The organism is Paenibacillus sp. 2RAB27, from assembly GCF_052115445.1.
GTDB lineage: Bacteria > Bacillota > Bacilli > Paenibacillales > NBRC-103111 > Paenibacillus_E.
The window spans coordinates 235,555-253,964 of record NZ_JBFRGR010000002.1 but is presented as its reverse complement, the minus strand read 5'-3'; the positions used below and the strand labels follow the sequence as shown (position 1 = coordinate 253,964).

The 18,410-nt window shown below is 46.4% G+C and carries 8 protein-coding genes; all 8 read left to right on the top strand.

What is annotated here, in order from left to right:
• Positions 1 to 31 precede the first annotated feature (31 nt).
• The 8 genes from AB4114_RS03895 (at position 32) to AB4114_RS03860 (ending at position 18,294) form a co-directional block, all read left to right on the top strand.
• Complete coding sequence (locus tag AB4114_RS03895; protein WP_441987233.1) at positions 32 to 1,867, top strand: sensor histidine kinase; 1,836 nt, start codon at positions 32 to 34, stop codon at positions 1,865 to 1,867.
• Positions 1,868 to 1,874: 7 nt separating this feature from the next.
• Complete coding sequence (locus AB4114_RS03890) at positions 1,875 to 3,479, top strand: helix-turn-helix domain-containing protein (RefSeq protein WP_441987232.1); 1,605 nt, start codon at positions 1,875 to 1,877, stop codon at positions 3,477 to 3,479.
• Between the two features lie 566 nt (positions 3,480 to 4,045).
• Positions 4,046 to 7,273, top strand: a complete 3,228-nt coding sequence (locus tag AB4114_RS03885; RefSeq protein ID WP_441987231.1) for a CBM96 family carbohydrate-binding protein — start codon at positions 4,046 to 4,048, stop codon at positions 7,271 to 7,273.
• Between the two features lie 273 nt (positions 7,274 to 7,546).
• Complete coding sequence (locus AB4114_RS03880; RefSeq protein ID WP_441987230.1) at positions 7,547 to 8,452, top strand: ABC transporter permease; 906 nt, start codon at positions 7,547 to 7,549, stop codon at positions 8,450 to 8,452.
• Between the two features lie 2 nt (positions 8,453 to 8,454).
• Positions 8,455 to 9,324, top strand: coding sequence for a carbohydrate ABC transporter permease (locus tag AB4114_RS03875; protein ID WP_441987229.1), 870 nt, complete (start codon positions 8,455 to 8,457; stop codon positions 9,322 to 9,324).
• A gap of 68 nt (positions 9,325 to 9,392) precedes the next feature.
• Entirely contained in the window at positions 9,393 to 10,988 is a 1,596-nt protein-coding gene (locus AB4114_RS03870; protein ID WP_441987228.1) for an ABC transporter substrate-binding protein, read from the top strand.
• A 497-nt stretch (positions 10,989 to 11,485) separates the two neighbouring features.
• A complete protein-coding gene (locus AB4114_RS03865; protein ID WP_441987227.1) occupies positions 11,486 to 12,937 on the top strand; it encodes a CBM96 family carbohydrate-binding protein in 1,452 nt (483 codons plus the stop codon).
• 404 nt (positions 12,938 to 13,341) lie between these two features.
• Positions 13,342 to 18,294 carry a chondroitinase-B domain-containing protein gene (locus tag AB4114_RS03860; RefSeq protein WP_441987226.1) on the top strand — a complete coding sequence of 1,651 codons (4,953 nt, stop codon included), beginning with the start codon at positions 13,342 to 13,344 and terminating at the stop codon, positions 18,292 to 18,294.
• Positions 18,295 to 18,410 lie beyond the last annotated feature (116 nt).

Below are 18,410 nucleotides of genomic sequence, written 5' to 3'. Positions count from 1 at the left end.
AGAAATACTTTGGTGGTTCGAAAGGAGTCACATGAAACTAATTGAATGGTTTTGGCAAGGGACTTCCTTGATCAGAAACATGAAATTGCAAAATAAACTAATGGTCGGATACTTGCTGGGGTGCGTCATACCGATGCTAGTCGTAAGCGTCGGAATTTATCGCCAATCTGTATCTGACTTGCAAGATTCCTCGCAGGAATTCGCTGCGTTATACACCTCACAAATCGAATCTTCCTTAAACAATCTCATGGTCGAATATGACAAAATCACAAAATCAGTTTTGGTCGATAGCGAAATGATCAATCAAATTGGGAAGAAACAAGAACTTTCCATCGATGAATTGGTTGCCCGTAAAGAATCTATTCAGCATATGTTGCTTCGTGTCGCGCTCCTTAAGCCAGAAATTGGAAGCTTGATGTTGATCAGCCATGACAACACCGTTTATCAATATACGAGCTCGACCAATGTGGTAGATGAAGCGACATTGTTGACACAAACATGGTACCAGCGTTCACGTCAATTGGAGGAAACATTCTTCATAACAGGTCTACATGATCGTTCTTATTATAGGGATAAAGGAGACGGCGGTGTCGTCACGGTAGGCAGAATGTTGTTACGTTCCGATGGCGCATATGCTGGGATGTTACTTATCGATCTTGATCCTTCCACTTTGCTGGAGTTGAACCAGGATTTCGACTCGGCTCGCGACAAATATGGAATCACTGTCATTATCAGCAATTCGTTAGGACAAACCGTCTATCATTCGGATGCCGCAAGCGGGCGTTTGACATGGAACCAAGTGCGGGAGACAGAAACAAACTACACACAAGACGCTAGTAACGCAGATCGGATTGTTGTTTCCGGCAGCACACAATTGGGGAAACTTATTGTAAAGACGGAGATCCCCCGAAAAAAGCTCTTGCTCAAAATAAGTAAAATTAAAGTGGTGACCGTTTACGTTTTGCTAACCGGTGTTCTAATAATGTCTGTGTTCTCATTCGGATTGAGTTATACGATTACGCGTCCGATTATTGCGCTGCGCAGAAACATGAAACAAGCTGAACTCGGACATTACTTGCCCATTGATAAAGTGCAGTCGAAAGATGAAATCGGCAATTTGGTCCATAGTTACAACAAAATGATTGTCACCATCCGCGAACTGATAGAAGATGTGTATTTGGCTGAAATTAAACGACGAAAGGCAAAGTTTTTGGCACTACAGAACCAAATCAATCCTCACATGCTGTACAACACTTTAGAGTCGATCCGAATGAAAGCGTTGGTGAAAGAGGAAGAAGAAATTGCGAGCATGATCAAGATTCTTGCCAAAATGTTTCGTCTGGCTCTCGGAAAAGAAGGTACTCGCCACTTGGTCAAGCACGAATTGGAATATACGGTAAATTATTTGCAACTACAAAACATTCGCTTTGATAACCAGTTTCAACTGGACATCCGTATGCCCGAAGAAATGACAACATGCCACATTATTCCGTTGGTATTCCAGCCAATTGTCGAGAATAGTGTAAATCATGGATTTCAAAATTATGGTCGTACATTGCATATTCGTATTGAAGGAGAATGGCAGGAGGGGGACTCGATGCGAATCCGCATTTCGGATGACGGTATCGGTGTATCACCTGATAAATTGGAGGAGATTCAAGCTCTTTTGGCAATCGCAAAGTCGGATAAATACAAGCTGGAGCAAGAAGACGAGTCCTCCAAAACAGGTCTCGGATTAAAGAATATAGCTGAGCGCATCAACCTGCAGTATGGAGACCGTTATGAACTATCTGTTCATTCGGATTACGGAAGCGGAACGACGGTGGAGATTTGTATCCCCATACAGAATGGTCAGGGAAAGGAATGATTGCATTGTGAAGTTGTTTCTAGTGGAAGATGAAAAAGGTTTAGTAGAAGGACTAAAAAAAATGATCTCCCGTTATATCCCGGAATGCGAGGTAATAGGTCAAGCCTACAATGGCATCGAAGGCGCCAAATTAATAATGGAGAGTCAACCAGACATTGTCCTGACGGATATTCGAATGCCACAAGCGGATGGGTTAGACATGATTCAATCGTTGAAAGATCAAGGGTGTCTGTCTAAGTTCATTATCCTCAGCGGTTATGCTGATTTTGAATACGCTCGCAAAGGCATGCAGTTAGGCGTTCAGTTTTATTTGAACAAGCCTGTAGAAGAGGATGAACTGAGCGATTGTGTTTATCGAGTGATGGCTACTGTTCGTGAGGAACAAGCCAAAACAAAGGAAATTGACCACCTTAAACAGGAGGTTCATAGCCGGTTGGCGGAAAATCTGCTAAGGGATCTATTGGATGCAGGAGGCGATCCATCCGATCACGAGGACGAGCTGCTGCGACTGATTGGGATGCCAAATGATAACATGAAGTACGTGTGCGCGTTGCTAGAATTCGAAAGTTACGTAGCCAGTTCGTTGCCTTCGGGTGTTTTCAAAGAATCCAGGTTGGAACAAGTATATTTCAAGATCGATCAAGTGTTAAAGCAATATGACAGAGTATACCGATTCCGATATGGAGGATCGCAACTTGCCGTCATCGTGATGCAAATGGGTAGCGTACTTGCGAGCGATGAACTGCATCATTCCTTTTATAGTCTAAAAGAAACTTTGCATCTCGAACAGAAATTGAATGTTACGATTGGTATCGGAACTGTTCAGGAGCGTACGGCGGGGATCAGCACTTCCTTTGAGGAAGCACGCCACGCATTGAGCTATATGCTCATCAAAGGAAAGGGATCAGTGATACTCTACTCAGAAGTGTTGCACATGGTAAAGCGACGTCTACCAGTTCCAGAGGAGACCATTATCAAGTTGGAAACCAATCTGGATAAAATGGATGAAGGTGGCTCCATGTCGATCATCCACGACATTTTCTGTCAGATGGCAGTCGAGAAAGGCTTGAGTCCCGCTGATCTCAAGCTGCAATGCTTGAACATTTTATTATCTAGCATCCGAAAAATGTCGTTCCAACCATGGCAAATGAATGATTTTTTGGGACGACATATACCTTCACTGGATGAAATGTCCCGGTTTCGAACACTTTCTGAACTGGAGGAGTGGATGATTGAGGTCGTCCGTGCGATATTGGCACTCAAACAAGAGTATAAAATTCCGGAGAAGAAAGATGTTATCGCCGAAATCAAAGATTATGTCGCGGCTCATTATGATGAATCCATCGGCTTGGCAGAGTTATCGGCACGTTTTTTCCTGAATCCTTATTATTTGAGCCAGTTGTTTAAACAGAAAACAGGCGATACGTATCTGAATTATTTGACGCAGATCCGCATTAATAAATCCAAAGAATTGTTAGAGAAAACGGAACTAAAAGTGTATGAGATTTGTCAGATGGTTGGATACGTAGACACGCAATATTTTTCCCGACTGTTTGAGAAAATAACAGGCATCAAGCCCAGCGAATATCGTAAAAATCCACCTCGAATCTGATAAGAGTAGTTGAAGGTAACTACAATCTGCGAAAAGTGGCAGCGTGAGTTTCACCATTGTAAACCGAGACGGATGACGTTAGACATTCAAGAAGCCCTATCCGCGACTGCAGTGGATTTGGGCTTCTTTGGCTATTTAATGATCTGATGCAGCCTGCGGAATTCTGTAGGAGTTGTAGTAGTATGACGCTTAAAGGCACGATTAAACAGGGCGACGGTCAAATAACCGACAAGTGTTGCTATAATTCGGTTCGACGTAATCCTTTTACAATTCTCGTAGCTTATCATTCCAAGCATCCGCGTTTAGAATCACAATTTAATGTATAGCGAAGGGGCTTTTTAAAATTCCCTATAAAATGACCTAGTAAAACCTTAAATTCGTCCCTTTGAGCGATTTTGACATCGAGAGTATAGTATTGTAAGCGTACTCATTAACCAATCATCAGGGGGATGCAAGAAAAGGAACAGGAGGAGAAGTTAGCTATGCCACATGGTCGGCGCGAATAGCTATATACTGTCTGGACATGCATACAACGAGAAAAATTGAAATTCATAGGAGGTATTAAGATGCTTAAAAGGTTAATGTCGGTTCTAATTGTTCTATGTCTGTTGATGTCAGGGGGGAATCTGGTTTTTGCTGCAGCTCCGGCAAACTTCAAGATTGTCGGTTATGTTTTTTCAAATGCTGATGTCAATGCGGTTCCGTACGCTAAGGTGACGCATATTAATTATTCTTTTGCTCGTCCTACGGCAACCGGGGGATTTAATATTGATAACCCTTCGAATTTTGCTGCTCTCGTTACAAAATCACGTGCCGAAGGGAAGAAGATCTTTTTAGCGATTGGCGGGGGGCAGCAAGTAAGTACGGATAATTTCGCAACTTTCGCTGCAAATCCCCAATACAGGACAGATTTTGTGAACAATTGTATGGATGTTATCAACCAGTATAGCTTAGACGGGATTGATATGGACTGGGAATTCCCGGCCGGCGGCGATAATCCGGCAAACTTTGCCTTGTTGATCAGTGAATTAAGCACAGCTATCCATAATGCTGGAAAACTGCTTACTGCTGCTGTTAATGCTTACGGGCCAAATGCTGATGTTATTCTGAGTTCAACGTTTAGTTCTTTTGACTGGATTAATATTATGGCTTATGACAAAGGGTCTGATCCTGCCACCAAAGCCAATTATCAGGTAGCAACGACTGCCTTGAATTATTGGGCTGGTCGCGGATTACCAGCAAAAAAAACAGTGTTGGGTGTGCCTTTTTACAGCACTCCCAATTTTATCTCGTATAATGACTTAGTTCAAAATGATTCAGAGGCCCCCAATAAGGATTCTTCCACGTATAATGGCGTAGTTGAATATTATAATGGTAAAGCTCAAATTATTTCCAAAACCAATCTTGCGTTAAGTAAGGGCCTCGGAGGGATGATGGTCTGGGAATCCATGAAAGATACGAATGATGCCAGTACGTCACTCTTTTCCGCTATCAAAGATGCAATGGCTGCTTATAGCGGTGGCGGCATTGAAAAATCAACCTCTTATTCTGTAACAGCGGATACCTACGTCAGAGGCGGAATCTATGCATCTCAAAATTTTGGGACATCAACGACCATTGAAGTGAAAGATGCCTCCGAGGATTTCGTGAGAGAGGGATACTTGCAATTTACTGCAGCCAATCTAACGAATGTCACAAGTGCGAAGATTAGAATTTACGGGTATGCAGATTCAACTGCAACTGTAAGTGTATATGGGGTCAACAATAATAGCTGGACAGAGACAGGTATTAATTTTACGAATAAGCCTACTGCATCAACTTTGCAGTCTACGCAGACTATAGGTTCATCAGCCCAGTACTATGAATTTGATGTAACGAACTTTGTTAAATCTAAGGTTATTTCTGGAGATAGCCTCTTCTCATTTACTATAACAGGACCTCATATCACACAAAATGTAGGTGTTCATTTCAATAGTAAAGAGAATTCTGCCAACAAGCCGCAATTGGTCATTACAGCACCTGTACCGGCGACGGGTGTAAGCCTGAACAAAAACACGCTCGCCCTGACGGCTGGCAGTAAGGAAACATTAACGGCGACGGTAGAACCTGAGGATGCGACGAAAAGTGCCGTGACTTGGACGTCCAACAATGAGTCGGTCGCGACGGTAGGTACGGACGGCCTCGTGACGGCAGTTGCAGTGGGCACGGCAGTCATTACAGCAACGACGGCCGACGGCGGTTACACAGCAACGGCTACCGTAACGGTGACGGAAGCGCCGGTTGTTCAACTGCCGAATGCGCCGACGGGTTTAACAGCGCAATCGGCGGGTAAGACGAGCATTAAACTGAATTGGTCGCCTTCCGACGACACAGTCAGTTATGCGGTCTATCGCTCGACTTCGCAGACGGGAACGTATGCGAAGGTCAACAGCGATCTCGTTGTCGAGACGACCTATACCGATACTGGGCTTGAGAGCGGCACGAGTTATTACTATAAAGTAACAGCAATCAACGTGGCGGGCCAATCCGAAGCGTCTGCTTTCGCATTTGCGACGACGGACGGCTCTGGCACAAGCGGCGGAAACGGGAACAGCAGTAGCTCAAGCAGCAATACGGACAGAAACGGCAGCGCCCAAGTAACAGCCGGCACGATTACCGTTAAGGCGACTGCCGGCGCAAATGGTGCGATGCAGGCGACGTTGAAGGCGGACACGATGAAGCAAGCTGTGGCGGCTGCTTCGGACGGCAAGCTAAACATTGAGGTTCAATCGGATGTATCTGCACCAGGCAAGACAGAGGTGACGCTGCCGCTTCAAGAAGCGCTCGCTTCGGGCAGCATTTCGCACATCGCCTTGAGCGCCTCGGGCGCCACTCTGGTCTTCTCAGCGAAGCCCTCCGACGGTCTATTGCCGCCGGGAACCAAGGAAATGTCGGTGATCATCGAGAAGGTCGATACGTCTAAGCTTCCGGCAAGCGTACAAAGACAAGTCGGCAGCCATCCCGTGTTCGATTTTGATCTGATGGTCGACGGCACGAAGATCAGCCGCTTCGACAGCGCAGGATCGGTGACGGTCAGCGTTAAGTATAATCTGCAACAAGGGGAGAATGGGCATGAGATCGTCGTCTATTACATCGGCGACGATGGCAAACTTGTGATCGTCAAGAACGCGGAGTACGACGCAGCCAGTGGAACGGTTAGCTTCGCACCGCAGCACTTTAGTCACTATGCTGTCGGGTATAACCATGTAATATTGGGTGATCTGTATCAGGCATCGTGGGCGCGTACGATGATTGAATCGCTCGCCGCTCGCCAGATCGTTGCTGGAACGGACTCCGGTTTATTCGAGCCGAACCGATCGGTTACGAGAGCGGAATTCCTAAAGCTGCTGCTTGCTGCTCTCGAGTTGAACGATGAGCGGGCGACATCAAGCTTCAAGGACATCAGGACCGATGCCTGGTATTACCAGGTGGTCGCGCTAGCCGAGAAGCTCGGCATCACGAAGGGCAAGGAGGACGGCACGTTCGGCGCCAATGAGACGATTACGAGGGAAGATATGGCGGTCATGTTGTCCCGTGCGGCGGCAGCAGCAGGCGTGAAGCTTGGCGGAACGGGAACGTCTGCGTTGTTTAAGGACTCCGCTGTGATCGCGGCCTACGCGGCCAATGCGGTGAATGAGATGAAGCTGGCCGGTCTAATCGACGGCTTCACGGACGGCACGTTCGGACCGAAGCAGCAGACGTCGCGAGCGCAAGCAGCAGCGGTCATCTACAAGCTGCTAGATCGAAATAAATAAGCATGAAGTAACAAGCCTCCGGCTAACCGGAGGCTTGTTTGCTTCATGGCGGTTCCCAATAGGAAGCGTCTTTAAAGCAATGTATCCGCGAAGGCCGTTCAGTCGTCAAAGAGAATGGTTCTTTCGACAACATATAGCGAAAGGTCTGGGGGTTTCATTAAATTTCCCTATAAAATGACCTAGTTAAACCTTAAATTCGTCCCTTTGAGCGATTTTGGCTTTGAGCGTATAGTTAGTAGTGTAAACATTATCCGTACAACAGGGGGAAGCAAGGTGAAGAACAAACATAGGTATGGAATTAAGACTTATTGGCCGCTGTATGTGATGGCCCTTCCAGGGATTGCATTTCTTATTATTTTCAAATATGTCCCCCTAGCAGGTACTGTAATCGCATTCAAAGATTATTCGGTGTTTAAAGGCTTTATTGACAGTCCATGGGTTGGGTTAGCAAATTTCAATAAACTGTTTCATTATCCCGATTTTCAGCGAGTGTTTGTAAATACGATGATTCTCGGCTTTCTGCGAATCGTGATCGTGTTTCCAATACCTGTCTTGCTGGCACTTATGATCAACGAGATTCGTAAATCAGCTTTAAAGAAGGGGATCCAAACGACGCTGTACCTCCCCCATTTTTTATCGTGGGTTATCGTCTCAGGCATTGTTTTCGATTTTTTCTCTCTACAGGGAATGTACAACACGATAACTGAATGGTTCGGCTATGAACCTTCACTTGTCATGCAAGAGAGCGCTTACTTTCGTCCTGTTTATCTGTTGACGTCAATCTGGAGGGATGCAGGATGGGGAACGGTTGTATACATGGCCGCAATTAGCGCAATCGATCCCCAGTTGTACGAATCGGCGATGATCGATGGGGCCTCGAGATACAAACAAATTCGACTAATTACTTTTCCATTGCTTCTACCAACCGTGCTCGTGCTATTCCTCCTCGAAATTGGGAACTTTCTCGATTTAGGGTTCGATCAAGTGTTTAATTTGTTGACGCCAATGACGTATAGTGTGGGGGATATTCTGGATACGTACGTGTTCAGGACGGGGATCCAGCAAGCACAATATAGCTTTGCAACAACAGTAGGTTTATTCCAATCTGTGATTGGATTTGTCTTGATATACTTCTTTAATCGATTGTCGAAAAAAGTGTCTGACGGAGGGCTGTGGTAAACATGTTAGAATCTAGATGGGAAAAAGTATTTCGATCTGGCGTGACGACTTTGCTGCTCTTCATGTCCTTTATTGCTATTGTTCCGCTCTTAAATGTCATTTCGACATCATTTAGTTCGAAGAGCGCAGTAGAAATGAACCTGGTTACGATTTGGCCTAGGCAGTTCACTTTCTCTTCTTGGAGCCATATTATCGATCGTTTTGACTTGTGGAAATCGTTCTTTCTTACGCTGAGCACTACGGTAATTGGTACCGTATTAGCACTTCTCGTGACAGCATTATTTGCATACCCGTTATCGAAAACAGAATTCCGCTGGGGGCCAGCGATTATGGTTGGTGTGGTAATCGCAATGATTTTCAAGGCACCGATCGTGCCATACTTCTTGACATTACGTAGCATTGGACTGTATAACAACCCATTGGTGTTGATCGTTCCGCATATTCTGAATCCATTCAACCTGATCATCATGCGGACGTTTTTCAAGCAATTTTCGAAGGAGTTAGAGGAAGCGGCCCAAATTGAAGGGTGTGGCTACTTCCGTATGTTATTCCAATTTGTTTTGCCACTTTCCAAGGCGGTGCTGGCTACTTTGACATTGTTCTATGGCATCGTGTTATGGAATCAGTTTCAACATCCACTTCTATTTCTACAAGATACGAACTGGTTCCCGCTGCAGATTAAGGTGCGACAATTTATTACGGATGACAATGTTTTAATTCCAGCGAGAGCATCGACTGCCAACCTGGATTACAATGACCAAACCTTGCGTTCGGCTACTGTTATCTTTGCCATGATACCGATTATTGCTGTTTATCCATTCCTACAAAAATATTTTGTCAAGGGAGCCATGCTCGGCTCTGTCAAGGGTTAGATACTTTCCGGTTTTAAGGCTATTATAGCCTAAAACATACAGACAACAATTTAAGGGGGAAACAAGAAATGGCAATCAAAAAACTACTGGTTCTACATGTTGTAAGCGCTCTAAGTGTATTAGCTTTATCTGGTTGCACCACTGGGATGAAATCTTCAAACACGTCTCCAACACCAACACCAACAACACAAGTTCAAAGCGCGTCGCCCAAAGCAGAGGAAGTCGTCGATCTCGAAGTGTGGTATACGAATGTTGGCTTCAAACCGATTACTAAAGGCAGCAAAACTTATGAGTTTTATAAGAATTTGCTCGGTGTAGGTGTCATTCATCCTTACGTGGAATGGAACGGGGGTACCACGTACAGGGAGCAATTGAATCTTAAAATAGCAGCAGGCGAGATGCCCGATCTGTTCATGCCTTTTCAAGGTAATGAAACCAATTTGGCCAAGAACGATGCGATTGCCGATTTAACGGAACTGCTTCCGAAATATGCGCCAAACTTGTGGAATCTGATACCGAAAGATGTGTGGGACATCGTCAAAGCGAACGATCCTACGGGGCAAGGGAAAATTTACTATATTCCAAGTGTCGTGGATTATGAAAGAGAAGCTGGCCTCATTCGCAAAGATTGGCTCGACAAGCTTGGGTTGCAAATGCCAAAAACGCAAGATGACTATGTGAAGGTGCTTGAGGCATTCCGTGACAAAGATCCAAACGGTAACGGTAAGAAGGATGAAATTCCGACAGGAGGCCGTCAACAATTAACATGGATGAACCATTTATTTGCCATGTACGGCGTCGCGATGTCCGGGGGCAAGCAGGATTGGGATGTATATGACGGTAAATTGACGTATTCCGCCGTAACGCCGAACATGAAGGCAGCTTTAGAATTCGCTACAAAACTTTACAAAGAAGGACTTATTGATAAAGAAGCCCTGCTGAACGACAAAGCGAAGTGGGAGGCGAAAATTGACACCGGCTTGGTGGGGAACTACTACCATTGGGAAGAGACTGTCTTCGAGCGTTTAGAACCAATTTACAAAAACACCGGCGTGAAAGCTGATTTCTCTGTACTTCCGCTCCCCCAAGTCCAAGGCTATCAAGGCTTTTATTCCATCAAAAAAGTACAAAATCCAGTTTGGGTAGTTAAGAGCACGAAAGATCAAAAGAAGCTGATGGCTGTCATGAAATTGCTGAACAACATGTACGATAAGAAAAATTGGAATGCGCTTTACCTCGGCGTGGAAGGTATGCATTCTACGACTAAGGACGGCAAATCCGTAAGACTGCCGCAAGATAAAGGTACTCAGGAAAACCTTCCTCTCGTGCCTTATGAAGATGTAGCAACGGCAGACTTCTCAGCGCAATTGTTGAAAAATACAGCTTCCGACGATCGGAAGTGGGCAGTTGATCAAGGAATTCGAAACATACAGGAAGCACAAAAATATGCCAAGGCTATAGCTGGCGACGGTATGCCAGAAAGCGTCTACGATGGTTATCCCGATATTAGTAACCGTACTTTATTTGTGGAATATGCATCAAAGATCATTCTCGGTCAGTACCCAATAAGCAAATTTGACGAGTTTGTTGATAAGTGGAACAAATCTGGCGGTGATGAGGTCACGAAACGCGCTAGAGATTGGTTCGTGAAAGTAAAGAAATGAAATAATAAATGGTTAATTATGGATTTAAGTGTAGGGTAGGCGACTCTCGAAACTTTTCCGTACGGCACCGTTCTGCGGATGGTGTATGTCGTCATCGCCGGCAAACTGCTGACGATCGACGAAGCCGTCGAAGGCGAGGAAGACAACGCGGTGCTCGGCCGCCACCGGCGCAGGATCACCGCTATGCACTAACGCTGGCGGACTGAACTACGTCTGATGTAGGATGCCTGGCTTCTTCATGTCTGAACACGAACAGGAGGCGATGTAGTTCGGGCTAAACATAGTCATTAACTATGACAGCACGAAGAAGGGATTCAGATAAAACGCAACTTTTAACAGACAATGAAAAGGTGGTGTACGATTTCAAAGGCACAGTATCCCTTAATGCTCAGAAAAGTGACATTAAAGGAGAAAATCATGGAATTATGAGAATCCGTATCGTGTCTTGCATGCGCATAATTTTTAAAAAAAATTGAGAATTAATAGGAGGTAATAATATGGCTAAAAGGTTATTCACAGCACTATTTATTCTATGTCTCTTGATGTCAGGAAGTAGTATGGCCCTTGCTGCAGCTCCAGCGAACTTCAAGGTTGTCGGTTATGTTTTTTCTACTGCTGATATGAATGCGGTTCCCTACGCTAAGGTGACTCATCTTAATTACGCATTTGCTCGTCCTACGGCAACAGGGGGATTTAATATTGATAATCCTACGAATTTTGCTTCTCTCGTTTCACAAGCACATGCCCAAGGGAAGAAGATATTTTTATCTATTGGTGGCGGGCAGCAAGTAAGTACGGATAATTTCGCAGCATTTGCTACAAATTCTTCATACAGAACGGATTTTGTGAATAATTGTATTAACGCGATAAATCAGTATGGCTTAGATGGAATTGATCTCGATTGGGAATTCCCGGCAGGCGGCAATAATCCAGCAAACTATGCCACATTGGTAAGTCAAATGAGCACAGCCATTCATAATGCTGGAAAGTTGCTTACTGCTGCTGTTAATGCGTACGGAGCAAATGCTGATGTTATTCTAAGTTCAACATTCAACTCCTTCGACTGGATTAATATTATGGCTTATGACAAGGGTACAGGTGCTGCAAGTGCATCATACCAGGTAGCTGCAGACTCAGTGAATTATTGGAATGTTACCCGTGGGTTGGCAGCAAGTAAAATTGTATTGGGAGTACCTTTCTATAGCTCTCCAAACGCTATCCCGTATAAGGTTTTAGTCGCAAATGATTCACAAGCTCCAAATAAGGATTTTTCCACGTATAATGGTGTAGTTGAATACTATAATGGTAAAGCTACAATCACATCTAAAACAAATCTTGCGTTAAATGAGGGCCTCGGTGGAATTATGGTATGGGAATCCATGTCAGATACTACTGCCGCCAGTACTTCACTCTATTCAGCTATAAATGCGGCTATGGCTGCTTATAGTGGCGGCGGTGGATCAACCACTTATAGTGCCACTGCGGATGCCTACGTAAGAGGAGGAGCATATGCATCTCAAAATTTTGGAACAGATACTGCAGTTGAAATTAAAGATGCAGCTGGAGATTATCAGAGATTAGGGTACTTGAAATTTACTGCATCCGGTTTATCCAATGTAACAAGTGCAAAGCTTAGAATATACGGGTTGGCAGATTCGAATGCAACGATAAATGTATATGCAGTCGGTGATGATAGCTGGACAGAGACTGGTATTAATTTCAATAACAAACCTGTTATATCGACATTGCTGCAATCTACAAAGACTGTAACTTCAACATCCCAGTATTATGAATTTGATGTAACCAACTTTGTTCAATCTGAAGTAAGTTCTGGATATCAAATATTTTCATTTGCAATAACAGGACCTAATACAACCCAGAATATTGGTGTTCATTTCAACAGTAAAGAAAATTCTACAAACAAACCGCAATTGGTAATTACTAACTAGTCAAAGCGATTGTTGATAATGGGGGACTTGTCATACATTAGAAACTGGGTTCAAGCGTTTAAAGCATGATTACCAATATGTGACTTGGACCATGTGTAACTACAAGTGCGGCAATGTCGTGGACAAGTAAAAACCAGTTAACATTCGTAAAATCGAATGTTAACTGGTTTTTGTCGTTGAACAGCAACCTGTATTTAGTAGTAACAAAAGGTCATCCACGGAACGATTTCCTAATTTACACGTTCATTCTACATATTGATCAGTGCCATTCCAGATTTTGATGATGAGTTTGGGTTTTGACGATTTCCTATCTGTAAGGGTTTCCATATGATGAGTGTAATGGCTTGTACGCTAATCAGCCCTGTTGCCGTTGAGTGAAATCATAACGAAGAGGTGATGTTGAATTGAAGAAAGGATCAAGTGTATATACGAAAAGGATAATCAGCTTGCTGCTTGCAAGCGCTTTAACTTTAGGAGGGCTGCCTTCAGGTTTCCCCAAAGCGCAAGCCGATAGTGCTGTGGCAGGAACGCCGGGGGGCGTAGATGAGAGCTTGCTGAAATTGTGGTTAAAAGCGGATCCGGCCAGCATGACTGTGAATGGAAATGGAGAAGTTACCGCTTGGAAGGACAGCAGCCCGAAAGGGAATGATTTCATTAATGATGGAACGAAGATGGTGGGGGCCAACAAAGCCCGGACGAAGCCCCAATATGTGTCTTCCAATCCGTCGCTGAATTTCCAGCCTGCGGTGCAATTTATCCGTGCAGGTGACGGCAGCCTCCTCGTAGATGCGGACGGGCTGTTCGCTGAGGATGAAGTCGTAGCTCGTGCGATCGTTTATATGATGGCCGGCGGGTTGTCGGAGACGACCAAGTCGTCGAAAATATTTTATGAATATTTTCAAGATAAGGGGAGATTAGGAGCGTACATCCCCTTCGTAGGATCTGGTAGCCCTCCTCCTGCCCCTCAGGTCTTATGGGATTCGGGGAATGTTACCACGGGTAATCCGCGGCTCTCAACGGGGTATAGTGTCCCCCTTCGTCAATTTAACAACTGGGGATTTCAATTCGATTCGCAGCCAGTGACAGGCAACGTCTACCAATCCGTTACGCTTGATGGCCAGACGTATGCGACTTCAACAGCTTCACGTCTTCCGATGAAAGGAAGCGGGAGCTATCCAATGGCCATTGGTTCTGATGTCGACCCAACTCTCCCAGCCGGAAAAGCTGGCTCCGGTTACGACGGACAATTGGGCGAAATGATTGTATTTAATGATGCGCTGACAGCTACACAGCATCAACAAGTGCAGACGTATATGGCCATCAAATTCGGAACGCCTCTGAAAGGGAAGGATTACGTCTCGGCAGGGGTGTCTCCGCAAGTGGTGTGGCCGTCCACACTTAACACAGCATTTAACAATAACGTAGCAGGAATTGCCAAGGATCAGGAAGGCGCGTTAGCTCTGGATACGAGCCGAAGCAGTGAGGATCCGGCTGCATCGCAGATCATCATTAGCGCGAAACAAGCTATGGTCGATAAGCAGTACCTACTTTGGGGAGATAATGAAAGCACTGCGCCTGCTGTTCCTTATGGCTCGGGCTTCAAGCGATCGACACGAACTTGGAAGGCTCAGAACACGGGTAATGTTGGCACTGTGCAGGTCGCATTTCCGCAAAGGATGCTTCCGTCAGGCGGGCTTTTGTTAACGAGCAGCAGCGGTGATTTCAGCGATGCCGTGTCTCTGCCTTTAACCCAGGTTAACCTGCATGGGGAGACTTACTATGCAGCGGATGCGACGCTTGCCAATGGTTCGAATTTTACCTTTGCAGAGAAATTGCCGGACATTCAGCTATCTGCCTTGGACGTCTGGGCGGGCAGTCGGCATCTGGGGATGACACCCTCTTTCTCACCGACCAAGCTAGACGGTTATGAGGTGACGGTCCCTGTGGATGCCGACACGATCCGTTTGGATTCGCATGCAGACGCAGGGATTTCCGTGGATGCGACGCTGACGAACAACGCGGTGGCGAACCAGCCGGTTGGCGATATGAACCAGATTGCCATGACGCCTGGGATTAACAAAATGAAGGTGAACGCTTCCAGCGGCAGTTCGATAAATACGTATGCTTTGCAAGCATATCGATTGTCGGCCAAAGGAACGAACGGCCGCATTCCGATGAACGCTACCACGGTGACCGGCAGTTCGTACCAACCGAACACAACGAATATTCCGGCCAATGTCGTGGACGGGATCTGGGATACGGATGTGCGTTGGTCGGCTTCGGGACAAGGCGAGTGGCTGCAGTTTGACATGGGGCAGCCTGAGACAGTAACGTATCTGAACATTGCATTTCTGAATGCGATTGACCGGGTGTCTTCCTTTGAAATCTTAGGCTCGAATCAGGCGGATTTCCAGCAATCGACGGTGCTTTTATCCAAACGAAGCAGCCGGGCACTTCGCGTCGGTGACAGTATTTTGCAGCCCTATGTGCTGAGCCAGCCTGGAGCCTACCGCTATTTACGCTTGGTTGGGTATGGCAATAGTGCGTCAGGGAGCTCAAGCAGTTGGAATAGTATAACTGAAGTGGAGCTTTACACGGGAACACCCCCAGAAGTGAATGAGCCGACGGGGCCAACAGGGCCGCCGCAAGCGGGGGATAAACCAGTAGATCCGCTGCCGCCGGTTCAGGTTGTCCGTGTCAATACGGCTAGCGAGTTGCAGGCTGCGCTCGACCAAGCTGCTCCAGGCACGACAATTGAATTGCAAAATGGTACCTACGAGCAGCAAGGGCCTTTCATCATCAAGGACAAGCAAGGAACGGCTGCGCAACCGATTAGGGTGATGGCCGTGGAGCAAGGGAAGGCGATTATCGCCGGGGACAGCTATATGTATATACAGAATGCCAGCTACGTCAGTGTGGAAGGGCTTACGTTCCATTCGGGCGGCGGGTCGGAGAATAGCGAGGATTCGTTGCGAAGCCGAGGTGTTTCCGAGGAGATTTTAAACTCATTAAAAGGGTTGCACCCTGGTGTGGAGCTGTATGACACCAACAATGTCTCCATCCTGCGAAGCACGTTTGCCTTGGATGAAACGGGGCAGAAATACCGTTTTACCAAGGTTGAAAACAGTGTGAATAAGGTCATCTGGTGCGTCATCGGTGTGGCGAACAGCTGCCGTTATGGCAGCGAATATGACCCTAACAGTGCCGTCTACACAGGGGAAACTTCGCATACACCCGGCTCAGCATTACTCACGGATGGCGGGACGGACCGGCATTATATCCGGGTAGAAGGCACCGGAAGCCATAACCGAATTGCGTATAATGATATTGGGCCGAAAACTGGTTTTGGCGCTGTGATAACGTATGATGGCAAGGATGCCGTTTCGCAGTACGATGTGATTGAATACAATCACTTCCATGATATCGGTCCGCGCGTGAGCAATGGCTTGGAGGCAATCCGTCTAGGGCTCTCTGGACTTTCATTAGCCCCAGGACACGTTACGATACAATACAACCTTTTCGATGGCTTGAACGGTGAAGATGAGATCGTGTCGGTGAAAAGCAGCGACAATACGATTCGGTATAACACGGTTTTGAATTCCTATGGGGGTATGGTGGCTCGTCACGGTCACCGCAACAGCTTTTACGGCAATTACATCATTGCGGATGGCAAGAAAGCCGGAACGAGTGGCTTCCGTATTTATGGGAATGATCATCAAATTTATAACAATTACATGGAAGGCTTGACCGACGACGCCATTCAAGTTGATGGCGGCACGGAGGATGCCGGGCCAGATGGCTCCGCGAATCCGATGATCCGCTGGGGAATCGGCGTGAATGATGTCGCTCCGCTCAGGAGCTTGTCACCGGAAAGACAGCAGGAATTGCTGCGCGGGCATTGGCGGCAATATAACGTACAGATTTTTAACAATACGATTGTTAATTTAGCCAGCAAAGCCTCCGCGCTGAAAATGGCGAAACGGACATTCGAGCCGACGGGGACGCAAGTGTATAACAATGTGATTTTCAGCAATGCGGGAACTATATTCAATGAAAAAGATATTACCGATGGCAGACCCAATTATGTCGGCAATATGACCGACGGTCTTGCGGTAGTATCAGCTACCGCGACTGTTGTAAGCGCAACGTACAAAGGTGATCTGAAGCTAGTCCGTGGCATTGACGGACTGATCCGTTTATCGCCATTAAGTCTAGCGGTTGACGCAGCAAAAGGCCCGTACCTGCCGGTAGACGATATGGACGGCCAAAGACGGACGAATACAGTCGACGTCGGAGCAGATGAATATGTGCCTGCGAGCGTGCTGACGCAACGGCCGCTAACGTCGGCCGATGTTGGGCCAACTGCAGGACGGAACGTGCCGGTTGAAGAGGATAAGCCAGCTTTAAGTGGCCTTCAAACTAGTTCGAATCTGACAATCGCACCGGCATTCAGTTCGGAGATCACTTACTACACAGTGACGGTCCCAACGGGGATCAACAGCTTGACTTTGACGCCGACTTCCATCGGTCAGGGGGCTGCGATTCAAGTGAGCGTAGACGGTGGTGCGCAGCAGTCCGTTATTAGCGGCAGCGAGAGCAGACCTTTAGCCATTGCCGTCAGAGGCAGCGTAATTCTGCTGGATGTTACTATGCCTTCCGGTGTGCATAAAACCTACACGCTACTGGCACAGCGTCCAGCGGCAAGTGGTTCGTCTTCATCGGATTCCTCATCGGGTTATACTCCAGCGCCTGTACCAACACCAACGCCGAAGCCAATACCGGAACCGAGCAAACCGCCTGTAAGTCCTACAGATCCGTCCAAACAGCAATCATTTGTTGATGTGCCGAAACATTGGGCGTCGGAGGTTATCTCTCGCGCTGCTGCCAAAGGCATCGTGAACGGTTACGCGGATGGCAGCTTCAAGCCTGACGAGCCAATGACGAGAATGCAATTCGCTGCCATGCTGGTTCGAGCTCTTGGTTTGAAGGCCGAAACGTCAGCAACTAAGTTTGCCGATGGGGCAGATATTCCAGCCTGGGCAGTTGGTGAGCTGGGGGCAGCGCTGAAAGCGGGCATTCTTCAAGGGTATGAAGACGAATCCTTGCGGCCTAATAACCCGATCAACCGAACAGAAATGGTTGCTATGCTAATTAGGGCTTATAATCAACAAGGGGGAGTTTCATCCCAAGTGTCGTTTAGCGACAGTTCCCAAATTCCAGCTTGGGCATTGCCAGCCATTTCGCAAGCCGTTTCCTTGGGGCTCGTAACCGGTCGTGAGCAAAATACGTTCGAGCCGTTAGCTAAGGCAACGAGGGCGGAAGCGGTAACGATTATTATGCGGTTATTGGATCGATAACGTTATTTTGATCTCATATCTTATGCACAATTACACATAAAGGATAGATCATATGCAGTAGGCCTGGCATCCCGTTTTTTTCGGGATCTGGCCTGCTGCATTTAGTGCTTTGTTTA

What these genes read in the sequence shown, in the direction of transcription:
- AB4114_RS03895 (WP_441987233.1), top strand. Translation starts at nt 32, where the DNA reads ATGAAACTAATTGAATGGTTTTGGCAAGGGACTTCCTTGATCAGAAAC.
- AB4114_RS03885 (WP_441987231.1), top strand. Translation starts at nt 4,046, where the DNA reads ATGCTTAAAAGGTTAATGTCGGTTCTAATTGTTCTATGTCTGTTGATG.
- AB4114_RS03875 (WP_441987229.1), top strand. Translation starts at nt 8,455, where the DNA reads ATGTTAGAATCTAGATGGGAAAAAGTATTTCGATCTGGCGTGACGACT.
- AB4114_RS03870 (WP_441987228.1), top strand. Translation starts at nt 9,393, where the DNA reads ATGGCAATCAAAAAACTACTGGTTCTACATGTTGTAAGCGCTCTAAGT.
- AB4114_RS03865 (WP_441987227.1), top strand. Translation starts at nt 11,486, where the DNA reads ATGGCTAAAAGGTTATTCACAGCACTATTTATTCTATGTCTCTTGATG.